This window comes from Streptosporangium sp. NBC_01639 (assembly GCF_045209755.1).
Classification (GTDB): Bacteria; Actinomycetota; Actinomycetes; order Streptosporangiales; family Streptosporangiaceae; genus Streptosporangium.
The window spans coordinates 3,030,892-3,049,477 of sequence record NZ_CP109272.1; the positions used below are offsets into that span (position 1 = coordinate 3,030,892).

The following is an 18,586-nucleotide window of genomic DNA, read 5'->3' on the forward strand; positions in this document are numbered from 1 at the left end:
TCAGATCACCTCTCGCCGTAGTTGTACAGGGGACGGTTGGGGGCCTCGGGGGTGGGCGAGGCCACGTTCACCACGGCCACGGAGGCACCGACCGCGAGGATTGCCCCAACGGCCAGGGCGGTGATCACGCGTATCACTGGGCTCTCCCTCCAAATACCGGACAGTGTGCCGAGAGTAGAACGTGATTCATCTCATAAGCCATAGGCTTAGTGAAACCGTGACAAAGAAAGTTACCGTCGGGTACTTCCAGGAGCTGGGGATACATCCGGCTCAGGACGGCGGTTCAAGGCGCAGGAGGCGGATCTCGCGCCCCTGGAACACCGTCGCGGCGCCCTGGAACGTGTTATCACCCGCTTGGGCGAGAACGTAGCGGATCCCCAGCCTCGCCAGCGCGTCCGCCCGCCCGGCCGGCCCGGTGCGCAGGGCCGCCTCCGCCCCGGCCACCGCCGGATCCTCCGCCGCGATCCGCAACCGGGCCCCATCGGGTACGCCCACCAGCAACGCGTCGTTCCAGAGCACCGGACGCCGGAACATCTTGGTCGCCGGATCGAGGATGACCCGGCCCTGGTTCCAGGAGAACGCCCGGTGCGCTCCCCACGGCAGCGACAGCAGCGTTCCCGGCGCCGGGTCGGCGTTCACGATCGCCTGGACCCGGCGCCACTCGTCCGGGTAGTCGACCGCCGACAGTCTCCCGAAGGCGCCCAGCGCGAAGGTGGGCAGGGCCAGGACGGGGACGGCCACCGCGACGGCCGCGACCGCGCGCGAGTCCCAGCGCGCGACGACGCAGGCCAGGCCCACGGCCTGGAGCAGGGCGAACGGGGCGAGGTAGAGCTGTCCGTCCCGGAGCGGCCCGAACCCCGGCCACCAGGCGATCAGGCCGCCCAGCAGGCCGGGCGCGAAGGCCCCCGCCAGGGCGACCGCCAGCCCCGTCGCCGCCGCCACCGCCAGCCCGGTCCGGTACGGCGGCGCCTCCCCCCGCGCGGTGCCGCCGGAACGGGCCTTCCCGCACCCGGCCGCCGCCCGCGCGGCATCGGGTGCGGGGACTCTCCGCCCCGTGCCGCCGTACGGCCCGGCCCGCGCGGCACCGGGTCCGGAGACCCGCCTCCCCGTGCCGCCGTACGGCCCGGCCCGCGGGCCGGACAGCCGGGCGAATCCCCAGACGGCGACCGCGGCGAGCGCCAGCCGTACGATCGCCGACCACCAGGACCCCTGCCCCGGCACGACGGCGTTGGCGTTCCAGATCCCGCCGAGCGACAGCAGGCTCCCCACCGTCCCGAGCGGCCCGTCGGCCCGGGCGGCGAACGCCTGGGCTCCGGCCGGGTCGGTGACCGCCCGGCTGAGCAGGGCCGGCACCAGCCACGGCAGGCTCAGTGCCCCCACGACCGACATGACCTCGGCCACCCGCCGCACCCTCGGCACCGGACGGCCTCCGGCGAACCATCTCCGCATCGCCGAGCGGCCGCCGAACGGCCGCCCGGGAACGCGGCCGGGGATCCCATCGCCGGCACCGCTGCCATCCGGCCGCCGGAGCGCGCGACCGCCGGGCGGCGGGGAGGTCGCCACCGTGGCGAGCAGCGTCAGCGCGGAGACCAGCATCGCCTGGAACCCGCCCACCGCCGCCGGAAGCAGCGCGGCGGCCAGACGCGCCCGGCCGCCGAGCACCGCGGCCCGCACCGCCCAGGGCAGCCCGGCGACGCCCAGCAGCAGCGCCCACTGACCGAGGAGGAGCCGCTGGGCGAGGTAGGCGTTCCAGGCGTAGAAGGCCGCCGCGGCCAGCCGGGGCCCGAGGCACCGTGAGGGCACCAGCGCGGCCGCGCCCGAGGCGGCCAGCACGAAGATCCCGATCAGGACCGTCTTCTGGACGAGCTGGGCGGGCACGACCCGGGAGAGCAGGGCGACCACCAGGTCGCTGGGGACCGCCCGGGGAAATCCCTGCCCCGGCAGGACCAGCGGCGGGTCGGGCACGAACACCATGTCGTACCTGAGCACGAAACCCGGGCCCAGCGCGGGCCCGAGGGCCAGCAGGCCGAGCAGCAGCCCGAGCAGGGCGGGCGCGAGCCGCTCCGCCGTCTCGACCCAGCCGCTCCGCATGCTGACCGACCTTAGACGGTGCATCCGGATATGCACTGACATATCCGGAGGCACCGTCTCAGCTGATTACTTGCCGGGCTCCGGGTCGCGGGGCAGCCCCAGCATGCGCTCACCGATGATGTTGAGCTGCACCTCGGTGGTGCCGCCGTAGATCGTCATGGCGCGGGTGGCCAGCACCGCCCGGTTCCAGTAACCCGCGTCGCCGAGCTTCATGTCGGCGGCGATGACGGCGGAGGTGCCGAGCAGCCCGACCGCGCACTCCGAGACGTGCTGGGCGTGCGAGGTGGACAGGAGCTTGCGGACCGAGGCGTCGGCGCCCGGCTCGACGCCGGTGAGCTGCTTCAGCGTCACCCGCAGGCCGAGGGCGTTGATCGAGTGCCCCTCGCAGACCACCCGGGCCAGCTCCTGCCGCTCGGCGGGGGTGAGCTCGCGACCGAGCCGACCGGCCAGCCCGACCAGGTCGGGGACCGACGAGCCGGTGCCGCCGGAGCCGGAGGAGAGCGAGACCCGCTCGTTGGACAGGGTGTTGCGGGCCACCTTCCAGCCCTGGCCGACCTCGCCGACGACCTGCTCGTCCGGGACGAAGACGTCGTCGAAGAAGACCTCGTTGAACAGGTTCTCACCGGTCATCTCGGTCAGCGGCCGGACCGTGACGCCCTGGCCCTTCATGTCGACCAGGAAGTAGGTGATGCCGTCGTGCTTGGAACCCGCGGAGGAGTTGCGGGCGATGCAGATGCCCCACTCGGCCACATGGGCGACCGAGGTCCAGATCTTCTGGCCGTTGAGCTTCCAGCCGCCCTCGACCTTCTCGGCCTTCATCTGCAACGAGGCGAGGTCGGAGCCGGCGCCCGGCTCGGAGAAGAGCTGGCACCAGATCATCTCGCCGCTCAGCGTGGCGGGCAGGAAGCGCTCCTGCTGCTCGGGCGTGCCGTATGCGGCGATCGACGGGACCACCCAGGCACCAATGATCATCTGGGGCAGTCTGACGCGGGCGGCCTTGAGCTCCTGGAAGATGAGGACCTGCTCCAGCGGCTTGGCGTCGCGGCCCCACGGCCGGGCCAGGTGCGGCATGACGTAACCGGCCTTGGCCAGTGCCCGCTTCTGCTCGGCGCCCTCCAGCCCGGCGATCTCGGCAATCTCGGCCCGGATCTCCTCACGCAGCGCGGCGGCGTCGTCCGGCAGGTCGATCTCCAACTCCCGGCTGACACCGTTCAGCGCCAGCGTGGCGACGGACTCGGCCCACTCGGCGGAGGAGCCGAGCAGCGCCCGCAGGGTCAGTGCGCGGCGGTAGTAGAGGTGGGCGTCGTGCTCGTAGGTGTAGCCGATGCCGCCGAAGATCTGCACGGCGTCCTTGGCGCACTGCACCGCGGCGTCGGGGGCGACCACCCCGACGATCGCGGCGGTGTAGGCGGCCTCCTCCCCGGCGGCGTTCTCGGCCCCGGCGCGGGTGGCGTCCCACACGGTGGCGCGGGCCTGCTCCAGGGCGACGAGCATCCGGGCGGCCTTGTGCTTGACGCCCTGGAACTGGCCGATCGGGCGGCCGAACTGCACGCGCACCTTGGCGTAGTCCGCCGCGGCGCGCACGCACCACGACGCGACGCCCGCGGCCTCGGCGCCGAACAGGATCGCGGCGAGGTTGAGGACCGCGGGGCCCTGCAGGCCGTCCAGCACCCGGCCCGCCGGCACGGCCACCGCGTCCAGTTCCACCTTGGCCACACCGCGGGTGAGGTCGAGCGACTTGATCGGGGTGACGGTGGCCTGGGAGGCGTCCAGCGCGACCCATTCCTCTCCCTGGTCGGTGTGCACCGGGAGCAGGAGGACGTCGGCGAGCGCGCCGCCCAGGACGGGCTCGGCGGTGCCGCCGATGATCAGCGTGCCGTCCTCGCCCCGGCTGCCGGTGATCGAGCCGGTCAGCGCGACCGCGCCGGTCAGCGTGCCGTCGGCGAGGCCGGGCAGAAGCTCGGCGTGGGCCTTGCCGTCGGAGGCCAGGATCGCCGCGGAGGCGAACACGGTCGGGACGTAGGGGCCGGGGGCGACCCGCTCGCCGAGAGCCTCGACGGCGACGGCCGTCTCCAGCAGGCCGTACCCGCTGCCGCCGTGCTCCTCCGGCAGGTGCAGGCCGAGAAGCCCCTGCTCGGCCAGGCCGGACCAGAAGGCGGGGCGCCCCTTACCCTCGGCCGCGACGGCCGCGCGCACGACCTCGGAGGGAATGTTCCGCTCCGCCCAGCCGCTCACCGACTCGCGGAGCGCCTCGTGCTCCTCGCTCAACCCGATCGCCATGACAGCCTCCAGAAACGGTTCAGTGGCAGAACCATATTCTAGAATGTACTTCCATCACAACGCGCGGGCACTGGCCACCAGAGGGGCGATGTCCGCCCAGAGCTTCTTGTTGGTGTCGGAGACGGTCACGAAGAGCATCGCCGGCTTCCTGCGACCCACGTCCAGCAGCGAGAGCGCCGCCTGCGATGTGCGGGCCTTCCCCTGCACCCGGTAGGTCACCCGGTAGCCGAACGTCCAGCCCCGGCCCGTGGCCGGCTGCTGCGAGGCGGTCCAGGTGACCCTGCTGCCCGCCGGATAGTGGTTGCGGATCGTCCACCTGACCGCGCTCAGCGCCGCCTTGCGGAACTCGGCCCCCGTCTTCAGGGCGGAGGCGGGCGTCGCGCCGGGGAGCGGCCCGGAGGCGGCCATCGTGGGCGGCCGCCGTACCGCGCCCACCTGCTGGCCGACGGAGAACGACGGGATGGCCCTGACCGCCCACGGCTTGCCCAGCTTGACGTAGGTGATCGCGGCCTTGGCGTCGGTCACCGCGCCCAGCACCGGGCTCGGCGTGCCGGGCAGCGCCTGCAGGGCCTTCACCCTGGGCAGTCCGGGAAGCGTGATCGTGGGCGCGGCCCGGGGGCGCATCGGCTCGGTCGCCGCGTCGGCCTGCGGGAGTTGCACCGAGTCGTCGGGCTCGTCCCCGGAGAACAGCACGAAGGTCAGGACGACCGCGGCCGCGGTGACGACGGCGGCGGCGACGCTGTAGACGGCCCGGATCCGGGTGCTCCCCCGGCGGACCTGCGGACCGGGCTGCTCGACGGCGCCGGGAGCGCCGGTCGCGGCACCCCACGGAGGGGGCTGGCCGGGCGTGCGGAACGATCCATCGGCGCGCCGGGGGACGAGCACGGTCTCCTCACCGTCCCCGATGGGGAAGCGCCGGGGGACCCGCGTGCCGATCATCGAACCGTCGTCGTCGCGGACGACGGGTATGGGTGCCGTAAGCGCCTCGTACGAGGGGACGTATCTCTCCTGAGAACGCCCGGAAGAGTTTCCACCAACGTCCGCCATAGGCGTCACATTACGTCACCTGGCCTGATCGACACACCGCGACATAATTACGCTTAAGCCACGAGGTGACCATTTTCCCTGGTGCCGACATTCCCCTTCCACAAACAGAATGTCGTTCTGTATGGTCGCGCCTATGAGGGGCTTCTACGAGATCGCCGCGGCCGACCCCGCACGTGTCGCCGTCGCCGCGGACACCACCACGACATACGGCGAGCTCCACGACCGGGTCAACCAGGTCTCCCACGGTCTCGTGGCCCGTGGCGTCCGCCCCGGCGACGCCGTGGTGACGGTGCTGCCCAACGGGACGGACGCGGTCACGATGATGCTCGCGACCTACCAGATCGGCGCCTACCACGTCCCGGTGAACTGGCACTACACCGCCGAGGAGATCGGCTACATCGTCACCGACTGCGCGGCGCGCGTGGTGGTCGGCTCCGAGCGCCACCCGGGAGCCCTGCCGGACGGCTCCCCGGGAGTCGGCGAGATCGCCGAGGGGCGGCCCACGACGCCGCCCGAGGACCGCCGGGCCGGATCGATGATGCTCTACACCTCCGGCACCACCGGCAGGCCCAAGGGGGTCCGGAGGCGGCTGATCGAACTCGATCCCGAGGGCCTCTACCCGATCCTGATGCGTAAGAGCTGGCGGCACTTCGCGCTGCCACCCGACGGCGTGCACCTGGTCCTGTCCCAGCTCTACCACTCCGCCCCGTACGGCCAGGCGATGATGGCGCTGCAGTTCGGCCACACGCTCGTGGTGACCGAGAAGTTCGAGGCGGCGGAGACACTGGAGCTGATCGAGCGGCACCGGGTGACCAACGCGTTCATGGTGCCGACCATGTTCCACCGGCTGCTGGCTCTGCCCGCTTCAATAAAGACAAAATACGATTTATCGTCGTTAACTCACCTCTATCACGGCGCTGCCCCCTGCCCGCCCGCCACCAAACGGGCCATGATCGACTGGCTCGGTCCGGTGCTGTGGGAGTACTACGGCTCGACCGAGGCCGCCGTGGCCACCATGGTCTCCTCGGCCGAATGGCTGGCCAGGCCGGGCACGGTCGGCCGGGCGGTCGACGGCCTGGAGTTCACGATCGTCGCCGACGACGGCACGGAACCGCCGCCCGGCGAGCCGGGCCTGGTCTACATCGGCGGCATCAACCGGTTCGAATACCACCGGGATCCGTCCAAGACCGCCTCCGCCATGCGCGGCCGCCAGTACACCCCGGGCGACATCGGCTACCTGGACGAGGAGGGTTATCTGTTCCTCTGCGACCGGCGGACCGACCTGATCATCTCCGGCGGGGTGAACATCTACCCCGCCGAGGTCGAGGCGGCCCTGCTGGAGCATCCTTCCGTGGCGGACGTGGCCGTGATCGGCGTACCGGATCCGGAGTGGGGGCAACGGGTCGTCGCCCTGGTGCAACCGGCCCCCGGCGCCGAGCCCGGCCCCGGCCTCACCGCCGACCTGCTGGCCCACTGCGCGCCCCGGCTGGCGCGCCTCAAGCACCCCCGCGTGATCGAGTATCGCGACCGGTTGCCGCGCACCCCCACCGGAAAGCTCAGCCGGAGTAACCTCCGCGAGACGTATCTTCCACTCTGAGCTGGGCAGATATCCCCTTATGGGGGGATCAACTTCACGTGTCGCACTGTTCACCGCCGTCGTCCTGGCACTGGCCGGCTGCGGTCAGACCGTGCGATCACAGCTGTCCGGCGCGACGCCCACCAACGTGCCCAGCGCCTCGTCGCCGGCCTCGTCTCCAGCCTTGCCACCGGCCTCGTCGCCGGCTCCGTCACCGACCGCCTCGCCGTCGGCCCCGTCCCGGGCCCCCGACGGCGAGGCCTCCCTGGAAGGGAAGTACGAGGAGGTCATCACCAAGGTGCTGCCCTCCATCGTGCAGATCACCACGGAGAACGGCCTCGGCTCGGGCATCGTCTACGACAGCTCCGGACACATCGTCACCAATGCCCACGTGGTCGGCCGGGCCAAGCGTTTCGAGGTGACCCTCGCCAGCGGCGGCGCCCCCCGGACGGCCAAGCTCGTGAGGGCCTTCAACCTCGGCGACCTGGCCGTGATCAAAGTCGACGACCCCGCCGGCCTCAAACCGGCCCCGTTCGGCGACTCCGCCCGGCTGCGGGTCGGCCAGATCGTGCTGGCCATGGGCAACCCCCTGGGCCTGTCGGGCAGCGTGACCAACGGCATCGTCTCCGCGCTGGGCCGTACGATCAGCGAGCCCACGGACAGCGATTCCCCCGGCGCCACGATCACCGGCGCCATCCAGACCTCGGCCGCGATCAACCCGGGAAACAGCGGCGGCGCCCTGGTCAACCTCGCCGGCGAGGTCATCGGCATCCCGACCCTGGCCGCCGTCAACCCCGAACTCGGCGGGGGACAGGCCCCCGGCATCGGCTTCGCCATCCCGTCCAACACCGCCACGGACATCGCCCAGCAGATCATCAAGAGCGGCAAGGTGACCAACACCCACCGGGCCGCCCTGGGCGTCACCGTCCAGACGGTGGTCGACACCGAGGGTCAGCCGGTGGGCGTCGGCGTCGCGCGCGTGACTCCGGGCGGCAGCGCCGACCAGGCGGGCATCAGGGCGGGCGACCTGATCACCTCGGTCAACGACACACCCACCCCGACGACGCAGGCCCTGTCGGAGGTCCTCACCTCGCTGAACCCCGGGGACCGGACCAAGGTGAAGATCATGCGTCCCGACGGCTCCACCACCACGGTCACCGTACGTCTGAGCGAACTCCCCGGCGGCTGACCGGCGGCCGCCCGAAGTCATTTGGCGGTGAAGACGATCTCGACGCGGCGGTTCCTGGCCCGGTTCTCCTCGACGGGCTCGCCGTCGACGACGTTGGGCACCTTCGGCCGCCGCTCGCCGAAGCCGTCGGCCCGGAAGGACACGCCCTGCCCGGCCAGCAGCGTGCGGAGCCCTTCCTGTACGGCCTGCGCCCGCCGCAGGGACAGCCGGTCGTTGTAGGCGTCGGTGCCCTGGTCGTCGGTGTGTCCCATGATCTTGATCAGCCCTCCGGTCGACTCCTGCCTGATCTTGTCCGCGACCTTCCCCAGCCGTGCCGTCGCCCTGGCCGTCAGCGCGGCCTCGTCCAGGGCGAACAGGACGTCGCTGGTGAGCGCGAGGGTGATCGTCTCGCCCTGTTTGGACTCGCTCTCGCTGCCGTCCAGGGACTCGATCTCGGCCAGGAGGTCGTCCACCGGCAGGATGAGGTCGTCCACCGGCGCCGTGGCGTCGGCCGGCGGGTCCGGCTCCGCCCACGCCGCCGGCGCGGCTCCGGCGACGAGCCCCGCAGCCAGCACCGCGGCCAGCACCGCGGCGCCCAGGACTCGCCAGGCGGACTCAGGAGATCGGGACATCGGTGAACACCCCGAGGACGGGCATCTCCACGTTGATCTTCTGCACGTCGGGCGGCGGCGCGGCGTACGTCGCGTACAGCGGGACGACCTCCCCCGCGTCGGTCGTGACGTCGTAGTCCGAGCACGCGCACTCGGCGGTGCCCTTCTCTCCGGTACGGGCGACCCGGTAACGCTTGGCGTTCACGGGATCGACGAGGCTCACCCCGGCCACCGTCAGGCCGAGATAGGCGGGCGTGTCCCCCAGATTGCTGCTCATGTCCCAGACGGCGTCGCCGGTGTTGGTGACGGTCCAGCTCAGCGTGATCAGCCGTCCCTGCCGCCGGAGCCCCGTGATGTCCACGGTCAGCTCGGCTCCTCCGGCCTTGACCTCACGGGTGGCGATCACCTTCCCCTGCTGGGACGGCGCGCTCGCCGTCGCCTCGGGCGGGGCCTGGTCCCGCGCCGCCTCGGACGACGACGCGCCGGTGGCCGCGGTTTCGGAGGTCTGCCGGGACTGACGTTCCTGGCCGCTGCTGCCCTGCTGCTGGCCGCCGAGCGCGCCGCACGCCGTCAGGGCCACCACCAGTCCCGGGGCGGCCACGGCGAGCGCGATCTTCCTTCGCATGCTCTGTCACCTCTGCTTGTCGGGGGGTCAGGGTCGGACATGAATGTAGAGGTGCGACGTTCAGGATCCGTATAGTCCGCTATGACCAGAGGCCACGGCGGCGGCGCGCCTCCCGCGCGAGCTCCTCCGCCTCGGCCGAACCTCGCCGGTCGCCGAGAGCGTCGAACTCCTCCACGGCGCCGGAGATCGCGGTGAAGGCCCCGTCGATCTCGTCGTCATCGAGATCCGCCCCGGCCAGGACCAGCAGCGCGTGGGCGGTCCCACGGCGGTCGCCGTACTCCTTGAAGATCGTCAGGGCCTCCGTCGCCGCCGCCCGCGCCGTCCCCGGCACACCCTCGGCGCGCGCCACGCGAGCCAGCAGCACCAGGCCCGAGGCCTCGGGCAGCCGGTCCCCCAACCGCCGGTCGACGCGGAGGGCGCGCTCGGCGCAGTCACGGGCGGCGGGCAGGCTCCGCCGGTCCAGGTGGAGAAGGGCCAGCTCGCGCAGGGCCGCCGCCTGGCCCCGGGGGTCGCCCAGTTCCCGGTAGGCGTCGAGGGCGGCTGTCAGCAGGTCCTCGGCCCGTCGTACCGAACCCAGCGAGCGCAGCGCGTCCGCCCGGCCACGCGCGTCACCGGCCGACTCGAACGCGGTCAGACACGCCGCCAGGGACCGCTCCGCCTCGGCCGGACGGTCCTGGGCGATGAGGACCAGGCTGAGACGGTAGCGCGCACGCGCCTCCTCGGCGCCGTCGGCGAGATCCCGGAAATGGGCCAGTGCAGCCTGGAGCGCCCGCACGGCGTCGTCCAGGCGCCCCTCGATCCGGTGCAGGTCGCCCAGCGCCCTCAGCAGCAGCGCCTCGCCATGGCGGTGCCCCGCCTGCCGCGCCGCCTCCAGCCCGATCCGGTTCGTCGCGTGCCAGTCCTCGTGGTGGGCACGCAGCTCGAAGAACGGCGTCAGGTAGAACGCCAGCCGCCAGGCCGCCTCGGCCAGCCCCGCGCGGTGGAAGTCCGCGACGGCGGCGACCAGGAACCCCCGTTCGGCCGCGAGCCACCGGGCCGACTCCCGCAGGTGCGTCGTCTCCACGGCCGCGCTCTGCCCCGCCGTGCGGGCGACGGTCCGGCCGGTGCCCGGCTCGGCGGGCAGCAGCAGGGTACGGGCCCGCCGGACCCGGTCCAGGACCTCTCGCGCGAGTACGGCGAGCACCCGCGCCGCCGTGCCCTCCTCCTCGACGAGGCGTTCGGCGGCGTAGAGCCGGGTCAGGTCATGCCGGCCGTACCGCTCCTGGCCCACGTCGTCCAGCCCGCGCTCCTGGAGCAGACCGGCCGCCGCCAGCTCCTCCAGGATCCGATCCACCCGCAGACCGCCGAACACCGCCGCGGCGGCCCACGGCGCCACATCCGGCGCCGACAGCGCCCCCAGGCGCCGCAGCAGCCGCTGTTCCTCCTCCGCCAGACCGCGATAGCCGAGACCGAGGCTGCTGCGCACCGCCAGGTCGCCCGCGGCCAGCTCGTCCAGGCGCACCCGTTCGTCACTCAACCGCCCGGCCAGGTGCTCCAGGGTCCAGCCGGGCCGCCTGGCCAGCCGGGACCCCGCGATCCGCAGCGCCAGCGGAAGCCCGCCGCACAGCTCGGCGATCCGCCGGGCGGCCTGCGGCTCGGCCCGCACCCGCTGCTCCCCCACCACCCCGGCCAGCATCGCCACCGATTCGGCGCCTTCGAGCACGCCGAGCTCGAAGGCACGGGAGGCCTCCAGCCCGTACAGCGGGGACCTGCTGGTCACCAGCGTCAGGCACCCCGGTCCTGTCGGCAGCAGCGGCCTGACCTGGGACTCGCCCACGGCGTCGTCCAGCACCACCAGCAGCCGCCGGGTGGCCGTCATGCTGCGGTAGAGCCGCACCCTGTCCTCGATACCCGCGGGCACGGCACCTTCGGGGCAGCCGAGAGAGCGCAGCAGGTCCTCCAGCACGGCGCCCACGCCGACCGGCCGGTCGCCCGCACGCAGCGCGGCGTACAGCCGGCCGTCGGGGAACCGCGCACCCAGCAGCGTGGCCGCGCGGACGGCCACCGCGCTTTTGCCCGAACCGGCGGAACCGTGCAGCACCAGATGCACCGGGGCTCCGCCGGGAGCGGGTGTCTCCCCGGCGATCCAGTTCAGGACCTGCGTGCGGCCGGTGAAGTCGGCGATGTCGGGCGGCGTCTCGTTCGGCGCTTCCTGCGTCCGGGCACCGGGCTCCCGGCTCTCTCCCGCCAGCACCCTGTCGTGGGCCGCCCGCAGCTCGGGTCCCGGCTCCAGGCCCAGCTCCTCCACCAGCAGGCGGCGGGCGTCCTGGTAGGCCGCGAGCGCCTCGGAACGCCTCCCTCCCCGGTGCAGTGCGAGAACCAGCTGTCCCCATGCGCGTTCCCTGAGCGGGTAGGCGGCCACCAGGGCACGGAGCTCACCGACGACCTCGCCGTGGCGTCCGAGCGCGAGGTCGAGGTCGATCCGGTCCTCGGTGGCGCCGAGGCGCAGCTCCTCAAGGCGTACGGCGTGCGCCTGCCGCAGCTCGCCGGAGTCGACGTCGGCCAGCGCCGGTCCGCGCCACGACCCCAGCGCGGCACGCAGCTCGTCGGCCGCCTCGGCCGCCCTCCCCGCGTCGCGGCTCCGGCGGGCCCGCTCCACCATGTGCTCGAACCGGTGCGCGTCCACCTGGTCGGGGGTGACGGCGATCAGGTAGCCCCCGGGGACCGTACGGATGGTCTCGGCTCCGACCAGACGGCGCAGCGCGCTCACGTAGACCCGCAGCACCGGCTCGGCGGAGGCCGGCGGGTCCTCGCCCCACACCACGGCGACCAGCCGGTCGAGCGTCACGACGCGTCCCGCGCCCAGCAGCAGGGCGGCCAGGACCGCACGGTGCTTGGCCGGGCCCGGCGGCGGCAGGATCCGTTCGCCGTCGAGGATCTGGAGGGGACCGAGCACACCGAACCGCATGCGCTATCCGCCTGCCGGGCGCAGGTCGAACGAGTCGAACCTCACCCGCAGCTCCGCGTCGCCGTCCGGCGCCGCATACAGGCCGGTCAGTCCGGGAGCATGGGGGGCGTCGTCGACGGCCTCACCGGCGAACGCGTCGTTGACCCACATCCGCAGGGCGAGCTTCGTCCCGTCGGGACGGCACTCGGCGACGATGCGGTTGTCCGCCGACTTCTTGATGTTCGTGTTTTCGACGGGGCCGTACAGGACGACGCCCTGCTGCCCGGCCTGGCGTTTGGTGATCGAGACCGTCCCGGCGTCGTTGACCCCGAACTCATATCGGTCACCGGTGCCGGCGTCGCCCCGGCACCAGACACCGAACTCCCCCGACCCCTCGGTCAGGCGTGCCGCGCCGCTGATGACCACCCCCGACTCGGGCTCGGCCGGGCCTGGAGCCGACTTCCACAGCCGCCAGCCCGGTTTCACGGTCAGCACGTAGGCCCCGTCGGCCGTCTCCGCGCGCCCGGCCTCGGTGGCACCCACCGACCAGGAGTGGTCCGCGGCACCGAAGTCGGCATGGAACGGCCACTCCTCGCCGGGCCTCGCCACGGCCCACCACGTCGCCGCCCCCACCGCCACGGTCAGGGCGGCCAGCCCGGCGAGCAGCCTTCTCCGTCGCCTGCCCCGGGGGGCCGCCGGCCGGTCCCGCCCGGCGGTTCCGGCCCCGACCGGCGGCGGGCCGAGATCCGGCCCACCGACCCCGACCGGCAGCGTGCCGCCGCCCACGGCCGTATACGGCGGCGGGCCGAGGGGACGTCCCCCAGTCATATCCGTCCGGTCCTGTCCGGCGATGCCCGTACCGGAGTATTCGGGCAGGTTCTGCGGCCATCCCGGTCCGGGCCGGTCGCCCGGCCCGGACCGACCAGGCGGACCGGGCGGACCCGGCGGCCAGCCCTGTTCGGCGCGGTCACCCTGCCCGGACCGACCGCCCTGACCATGCGGGCCCGGTGACCAGCTCGGAGCCGGCTGTCCGGACATGCCCTGCGGCCATGCTTGTACTGATCGCCCCGGCTGTCCGGACGTGCCGTGCGACCGGTCCGGAGCGGGCTGCTCGCCCATGCCCTGGGCCCGGGTCGGATCGGCCTCGGCCGGAGGCTGACCGGTCCAGGTCCGCTCGACCACCCGGATGGCCGTCGCGGGTGTCGCGTCCGGGCCGCCGACCAGCTCGCCGAGCAGTTCCCGGGCGCTCGGCCGGCTCGCCGGGTCCTTGGCCATGGCCCGCTCGACGAAGCCGCGCATCCGCCCGTCCAGCCCGTCGAGGTGCGGCCCCTCGTTGACGATCCGGTAGAGGACCTCCGCGGGCGCCCCACCGCCGAACGGCAACCGCCCGGTCCCCGCGAACACGACCACACCGCCCCAGGCGTAGACGTCCGCCGCCGGGGTGATCGGCTCCCCACGCACCTGTTCGGGAGCCATGAACGCGGGCGTCCCCAGAATCGCCTGGGTCACCAGGCTGTCCCCCTCGACCAGCTTCGCGATCCCGAAGTCGATCACGCGTGGGCCCAGCGGGGAGAGCAGCACGTTCGACGGCTTGAGATCCCGGTGGACCACCCCGGCTCCGTGGATCGCGTTCAGCGCCACCGCGATGCCGACCGCCAGGGCCTCCAGGTCGGAGCCGGCCATCGGCCCCTGTTCCCGTACGGCATGCGCCAGGTCGGGGCCCTTGACGTATTCGGTGACGAGGTAGGCCACGTCCCCGTCGAACCCGGCGTCCAGCACGGGGGCCGTACAGAACCGGGCCACCAGGCGGGCGGCGGCGACCTCGCGCTCGAAACGCCGCTGGAAGGCCGGATCGCGGGCCAGTTCCGGATTGATCACCTTCACCGCGGCCAGCGCACCGGCCGGGGTGGTGGCGAGGTGCACGGTGCCCATGCCGCCGCGCCCGAGCACGCGCCGGAGCGTGTAGCCGCCGATCACCGGCGAATCGCCTGGTGTGACCTGTTCCGAAGGATTCATCGGGGTTAGCCTAGCTTTCCCGACGTTCGTCCCACTTCCCCGTACTCCGTGACGTGCACAACGGCGATCCTCGCCCAGAAAAAGATCAAGGGCGGTCGGCCGGCGACATCGCCGGCCGACCGCCCTTCGACGATCTGCTCCGCACGTTCGAATGCGGAACGGGGGTGGAGGTGGCGGGAATCGAACCCGCGTCCTTCAACTCCAAAACAGGGCTTCTCCGGGCACAGCCTGTTCTGCTTTTCTCAGCCCCGGCGATCACACAGGCAAGACGCCGACGGGCTCAGCCACTGTTTGATTTCCCGATCTTCCCCGTGGCCGGGTCGATCGGTTGAGCCTCCTAGCGATGCCGGATCCGGGCCGGAGGCGCTCCCGGGCCGGCAGAAGTCACTCGCTGCTTAGGCGGCGAGTGCCAGGTTGCCCTGGCTGACTTCGGAGTGCGTCTTATTGGCACTTGTTGGTCGCGGTCACAGTGTTAACGAGGTTATGTCCGCAGTCCTCGGCCCGCTTCCCCTGAATTGCAAAGTCAAAGTCGAAACCAGTCACCCCCTGTTGAGTTTTCAACCCGATCCCGAGGGACCGAGCTATCCGAAGATACCCGCTACAACACGGGTAACGCCAACTGAATTCCCGGCCGGCCGACCGCTCCGAGGTCGGGAAGGCCGTACGGGAGGTGCCGAAACCCCGGGAACGCGGCGCTGTCGCACACGTCCCCGGGGTCGACCGGCAGGGTCGTGCCGGTCCGGACGGCCAGAGCCTCCCCCGAAACGGGACCCTGGTCTCATCGCGGCGACCGGGGCCGCAACCCCCGAGCGGCCCCCGGTCATCTGGAAAGACGCAGCCGGGGCGCGCGATGGTTGCCTGGAGTGTTGAGAATGTTCCGCTGAGCTACAACCCGGTGTGCAGCCCCTGGAAGAACCGTCCGGCGATGGCCGCCCCCGCGGTGGAGTCGGAGCTCTGCGCCAGCACCGCCACCGCCACGTCCTCCTGCCAGCCGACGAACCAGGCCATCGGCTTGCGCCCCTGGGCGGCGGAGGCGGTGATGCCGTAGACCGGATCGCCCGCCGCGGCGGCCGAACGGGCCGAGCCCGAGGACACGCCGGCCCGCATGAGCGACTTGAGGGTGCTGATCGTCGCCGGGTCGATGTCGATCGGATCTGGCGCCTTCGGCGGCGCGGCCTCGGCCGAGGGGTCCGGGGTCCTGGGCTCGGTGACCAGGACGGGCGGCCGCCAGGTGCCCCGGGCGACCGCCCCGGCGACCAGCGCCATGGAGAGCGGGCTGACCAGGACGTTCTGCCCGGCGATGGCCTTGGCGGTGGCGGCGTCGTTCTTCATCTGGCTCACCTTGCCGCTGAAGGTCTTCAGCGGCAGGCTCCACTGGGAGCCGATGCCGAACCGCGCGGCGCTGGCCGCCAGCTCCGCACCGTCGACCCTGCGGGCCAGCGAGGCCAGCGCGGTCACACAACCGTTGGCGAAGGCGCCCTGGATGCTCAGCGTGCTCCCGGCGGGGGCCGCGGTCTGGTGGAACTGGGCGCCGCCCACGGTCCGGTCGACCGGGCAGGCGAGCTTCTGTTTGAAGCTCACCTTGGCCTTGAGCAGCCCCTCGACGGACATGATCGAGAAGATGCTCCCCGCGTGGAACTTCCCGGCGAGCGCCTGCCTCTCCTGGTTGTACTCCTTCGTGGTGCCGACGGCCCGCACCTCGCCGGTCGAGGCCTGGACCGCCACCAGCATGGCCGGCACCCCGTCGCCGAGCAGCGCGGTGTCGGCGGCCTTCTGGATGGAGCGGTCGAGCGTGGTCCGCACCTCGGAGTTGGACCGGCTGGGAGGCCACTTGCGCAGCTCGGTGACCTCTTTCGAGGTCTTGGCGTTCAGGGTGATCACACGGGTCTCGGTGGATCCGGTGAGGTATTCCTGGTAGGCCTTCTGCAGGCCGCTGCGGCCGACGGTGTCTCCGGCCCGCTGCGGCCCGCCGAGCTGCTGCTCGCTCTCCGGGGTGACGGCGGTGACGGAGCCGACGATCTGGGCGGGTGACTCGGGATCGATCAGCAGCGGCTCCGGGGAGGTGGTGACTCCCGGGATGGCCTCAAGGCGCGCACGGAGCTGGTCGTACTTGAGCCGGCCGAAGGTGACCAGCGGCACCTGGGCGTTGGGGATCGCCGAACGGATCTTGCTGAGCAGCCGGTCCTGCGGGAATCCGGTGATCTTGGAGAGCTGCCGGCAGACCGCGACCGGATCCTTCAGCATGGACGGGACGACGGTCGCCACGTACAGGGTCGCCGGCTGCTGGAGCGGATCGTTGGTGCGGTCGAGGATCGATCTGCGCCCGTAGGGCGTGACGTCCACGGCGAAACGCTCGCCCTCGTGCAACTGGGGGTGGATCACGCTGGGCGACCAGTGCACCTTCCACTGGCCGTCCACCAGCTGGAGCGGGAGCCGGCCGGCGTACTCCCACAGGGGGTTGTTCTCTCCGAGGTCGACCTCGGCCTCGAAGTCGGCCTCGGTCCGCTCTCCCACGCTCCGGAGCCCGTTGAGCCTGAAGCGGAACGAGGCCGCGTCAAGGTGGATCTTGGCGTCCTCCAGTGCCCGGCGGACCACCTTCTGGTCTCCGTCGGTACGCCGGGCGGCCATGGCGTAGTCGCCGGTCTGCCAGCCGACCAGAAAGTCACGCACCGCCTCGTGGGCCGACGGCTCCTCGAAACACGCGGACAGCATGGGGGTCGTCACCGCCAGCGCGAGCGCCGCGGCAACGGTCCGCCGAGCCTTCCCCGTCACAATTACCTGTTCCTGTACCTCAGTGAGCGGGCCATCTCACGCTTGGCCTGATTCTCGGCCAGCGTCTGCCGCTTGTCCCAGTCCTTCTTGCCCTTCGCAAGGCCAATCTCGATCTTGGCCTTGCCGTCTTTGAAGTAGATCGCGAGCGGCACCAGGGTGAGGCCGCCCTCCTTCGTCTTGGAGACCAGCTTGTCGATCTCCTTGCGGTGCAGCAGCAGCTTGCGGGTGCGCCGCGCCGCGTGGTTCGTCCAGGTCCCCATGGTGTATTCGGGGATGTGGACGTTGATCAACCAGGCCTCACCGTCCTTGATCACCGCGTAGCCGTCAAGGAGGGAGGCTCGGCCGAGGCGGAGCGACTTGACCTCGGTGCCCTGCAACACGAGACCAGCTTCGTAGGTGTCCTCGATGTGGTAATCGTGCCAGGCACGCTTGTTCTGGGCGATGACCTTCCGCCCGGTCTCACGTGGCATGTCCTTGAGCCTACCGGGGTCCGGAGCGGCGGACCGCGCCCGAGCGCGGGAGGCGCCCGGGCGAGCGGGTCATGAGCATGGCCCCGTCACACCCGCAGGTAGCGGCGGAGCGTGAAGAACGAGGCGAGGACACAGATGACCACGCCGATGACCATCGTAAAGGAGATCACCGTCGCCACGGTTTCCCAGGTGAGCTCGCTGTTGGCCAGGAATTTCTGCACCTTGTCGAAGATGAACACCTTGCTGACGATCAGCAGCACCGCCGCCACCACGCCGCCGAGGAGGCCGGCGATGACCCCCTCCATCACGAACGGGAGCTGGATGTAGAGGTTGGAGGCCCCGACCAGCCGCATGATGCCGGTCTCACGTCGGCGGTTGTAGGCCGACAGCCGGACCGTGTTGCCGATCAGCAGCGCGGCCGCGAAGACCAGGGTGATCGCGATCACCAGGGCCGCCCAGCCGACGACCTCCAGCAGCCCGAAGAAGTTCTCCAGGAGCGCCTGCTGGTTGATCACGTTGGAGACCCCCGGGGTGCCCTGGAGGTTCTGGATCACCGCCGGGTAGGTCTTCGGATCCTTCAGCTTGACCCGGAAGGACTCCGGCATGTCCTCCGCCTGAATGGCGGAGAGCATCACGGTGTTGCTGGCGTTCTGAGCCCGCCAGTTCTTGTAGGCCGCGGCCGCGTCCTCGAACTCGACCCGCTGGACCTCGGGCATCGCCTCGATCTTCGTCTTGAGCTCTGCCTGCTCCTGCGCGTTGACGCCGCCGCTGCCCTTGCACACCGGGAAGACGTCGTTCTTCTTGCACAGGTAGACGGAGACCTCGACCTTGTCCGACCAGAAGTCCTTCATGCTGGAGATCTGGGTGTTGATCATCAGACCCACACCCAGCAGCGCCATGCCGATGGCCACGGTCACGATGACCGCGACGGTCATCGTGAGGTTACGGCGGAGGCCAATCCAGACCTCGGAGAAGATGAAGTTTGCCCGCATGCTCTTCCTGTC

14 protein-coding genes and 1 other RNA gene are annotated in these 18,586 nt (G+C 71.7%); 2 read left to right on the forward strand and 13 right to left on the reverse strand.

Features of this window, described 5'->3' with window-relative positions:
• Positions 1-5: 5 nt before the first annotated feature.
• From OHA77_RS13545 to OHA77_RS13560, 4 genes are all read right to left on the reverse strand, one after another.
• Entirely contained in the window at positions 6-137 is a 132-nt protein-coding gene (locus OHA77_RS13545) for a hypothetical protein (protein ID WP_326820252.1), read from the reverse strand.
• Positions 138-270: 133 nt separating this feature from the next.
• On the reverse strand, positions 271-2,091 hold the full coding sequence (locus tag OHA77_RS13550; RefSeq protein ID WP_406318415.1) for a hypothetical protein: 1,821 nt from the start codon (positions 2,089-2,091) through the stop codon (positions 271-273).
• A 66-nt stretch (positions 2,092-2,157) separates the two neighbouring features.
• A complete protein-coding gene (locus OHA77_RS13555) occupies positions 2,158-4,371 on the reverse strand; it encodes an acyl-CoA dehydrogenase (protein ID WP_406318416.1) in 2,214 nt (737 codons plus the stop codon).
• 54 nt (positions 4,372-4,425) lie between these two features.
• Positions 4,426-5,418 (reverse strand): hypothetical protein, encoded by a 993-nt coding sequence (locus OHA77_RS13560; RefSeq protein ID WP_406318418.1) that lies wholly within the window; start codon positions 5,416-5,418, stop codon positions 4,426-4,428.
• A 133-nt stretch (positions 5,419-5,551) separates the two neighbouring features.
• Here OHA77_RS13560 and OHA77_RS13565 point away from each other — a divergent pair, with 133 nt between their 5' ends.
• Positions 5,552-7,015, forward strand: coding sequence for an AMP-binding protein (locus OHA77_RS13565; protein WP_406318419.1), 1,464 nt, complete (start codon positions 5,552-5,554; stop codon positions 7,013-7,015).
• Positions 7,016-7,099: 84 nt separating this feature from the next.
• Here OHA77_RS13565 and OHA77_RS13570 read toward each other — a convergent pair whose 3' ends face one another.
• Positions 7,100-7,306: a hypothetical protein gene (locus OHA77_RS13570; protein ID WP_406318420.1), complete on the reverse strand. Its 207-nt coding sequence runs from the start codon at positions 7,304-7,306 to the stop codon at positions 7,100-7,102.
• On the opposite strand from OHA77_RS13570, the gene OHA77_RS13575 reads away from it, so the two are divergent.
• On the forward strand, positions 7,293-8,183 hold the full coding sequence (locus OHA77_RS13575; protein ID WP_406318421.1) for a S1C family serine protease: 891 nt from the start codon (positions 7,293-7,295) through the stop codon (positions 8,181-8,183). The genes OHA77_RS13570 and OHA77_RS13575 overlap by 14 nt on opposite strands.
• A gap of 17 nt (positions 8,184-8,200) precedes the next feature.
• Here the strand turns inward: OHA77_RS13575 and OHA77_RS13580 are convergent, their stop codons facing one another.
• The 8 genes from OHA77_RS13580 to ftsX all read right to left on the reverse strand — a co-directional run bounded on the left by OHA77_RS13580 (position 8,201) and on the right by ftsX (position 18,574).
• Positions 8,201-8,794 carry an OmpA family protein gene (locus OHA77_RS13580; RefSeq protein WP_406318422.1) on the reverse strand — a complete coding sequence of 198 codons (594 nt, stop codon included), beginning with the start codon at positions 8,792-8,794 and terminating at the stop codon, positions 8,201-8,203.
• Positions 8,778-9,398, reverse strand: coding sequence for a hypothetical protein (locus OHA77_RS13585; protein ID WP_406318423.1), 621 nt, complete (start codon positions 9,396-9,398; stop codon positions 8,778-8,780). Before OHA77_RS13585 ends, OHA77_RS13580 begins: the two co-directional genes overlap by 17 nt.
• A gap of 79 nt (positions 9,399-9,477) precedes the next feature.
• On the reverse strand, positions 9,478-12,345 hold the full coding sequence (locus OHA77_RS13590) for a BTAD domain-containing putative transcriptional regulator (RefSeq protein WP_406318424.1): 2,868 nt from the start codon (positions 12,343-12,345) through the stop codon (positions 9,478-9,480).
• Positions 12,346-12,348: 3 nt separating this feature from the next.
• The gene (locus OHA77_RS13595) at positions 12,349-14,340 is read right to left on the reverse strand and encodes a protein kinase domain-containing protein (protein WP_406318425.1); all 1,992 of its coding nucleotides are present in this window, start codon (positions 14,338-14,340) and stop codon (positions 12,349-12,351) included.
• A gap of 162 nt (positions 14,341-14,502) precedes the next feature.
• Positions 14,503-14,887, reverse strand: a transfer-messenger RNA (tmRNA) gene (gene ssrA, locus OHA77_RS13600).
• A 338-nt stretch (positions 14,888-15,225) separates the two neighbouring features.
• Positions 15,226-17,112, reverse strand: coding sequence for a penicillin-binding transpeptidase domain-containing protein (locus tag OHA77_RS13605; RefSeq protein WP_326820242.1), 1,887 nt, complete (start codon positions 17,110-17,112; stop codon positions 15,226-15,228).
• A gap of 2 nt (positions 17,113-17,114) precedes the next feature.
• Complete coding sequence (smpB, locus tag OHA77_RS13610) at positions 17,115-17,582, reverse strand: SsrA-binding protein SmpB (protein WP_184755839.1); 468 nt, start codon at positions 17,580-17,582, stop codon at positions 17,115-17,117.
• An 86-nt stretch (positions 17,583-17,668) separates the two neighbouring features.
• A complete protein-coding gene (gene ftsX, locus OHA77_RS13615) occupies positions 17,669-18,574 on the reverse strand; it encodes a permease-like cell division protein FtsX (RefSeq protein ID WP_406318427.1) in 906 nt (301 codons plus the stop codon).
• Positions 18,575-18,586: the final 12 nt, after the last annotated feature.

What these genes read in the sequence shown, in the direction of transcription:
- OHA77_RS13550 (WP_406318415.1), bottom strand. Translation starts at nt 2,091, where the DNA reads ATGCGGAGCGGCTGGGTCGAGACGGCGGAGCGGCTCGCGCCCGCCCTG.
- OHA77_RS13555 (WP_406318416.1), bottom strand. Translation starts at nt 4,371, where the DNA reads ATGGCGATCGGGTTGAGCGAGGAGCACGAGGCGCTCCGCGAGTCGGTG.
- OHA77_RS13560 (WP_406318418.1), bottom strand. Translation starts at nt 5,418, where the DNA reads ATGGCGGACGTTGGTGGAAACTCTTCCGGGCGTTCTCAGGAGAGATAC.
- OHA77_RS13590 (WP_406318424.1), bottom strand. Translation starts at nt 12,345, where the DNA reads ATGCGGTTCGGTGTGCTCGGTCCCCTCCAGATCCTCGACGGCGAACGG.
- OHA77_RS13585 (WP_406318423.1), bottom strand. Translation starts at nt 9,398, where the DNA reads ATGCGAAGGAAGATCGCGCTCGCCGTGGCCGCCCCGGGACTGGTGGTG.
- ftsX (WP_406318427.1), bottom strand. Translation starts at nt 18,574, where the DNA reads ATGCGGGCAAACTTCATCTTCTCCGAGGTCTGGATTGGCCTCCGCCGT.
- OHA77_RS13570 (WP_406318420.1), bottom strand. Translation starts at nt 7,306, where the DNA reads ATGGAGGGCAGCACCTTGGTGATGACCTCCTCGTACTTCCCTTCCAGG.
- OHA77_RS13580 (WP_406318422.1), bottom strand. Translation starts at nt 8,794, where the DNA reads ATGTCCCGATCTCCTGAGTCCGCCTGGCGAGTCCTGGGCGCCGCGGTG.
- OHA77_RS13565 (WP_406318419.1), top strand. Translation starts at nt 5,552, where the DNA reads ATGAGGGGCTTCTACGAGATCGCCGCGGCCGACCCCGCACGTGTCGCC.
- smpB (WP_184755839.1), bottom strand. Translation starts at nt 17,582, where the DNA reads ATGCCACGTGAGACCGGGCGGAAGGTCATCGCCCAGAACAAGCGTGCC.
- OHA77_RS13595 (WP_406318425.1), bottom strand. Translation starts at nt 14,340, where the DNA reads ATGAATCCTTCGGAACAGGTCACACCAGGCGATTCGCCGGTGATCGGC.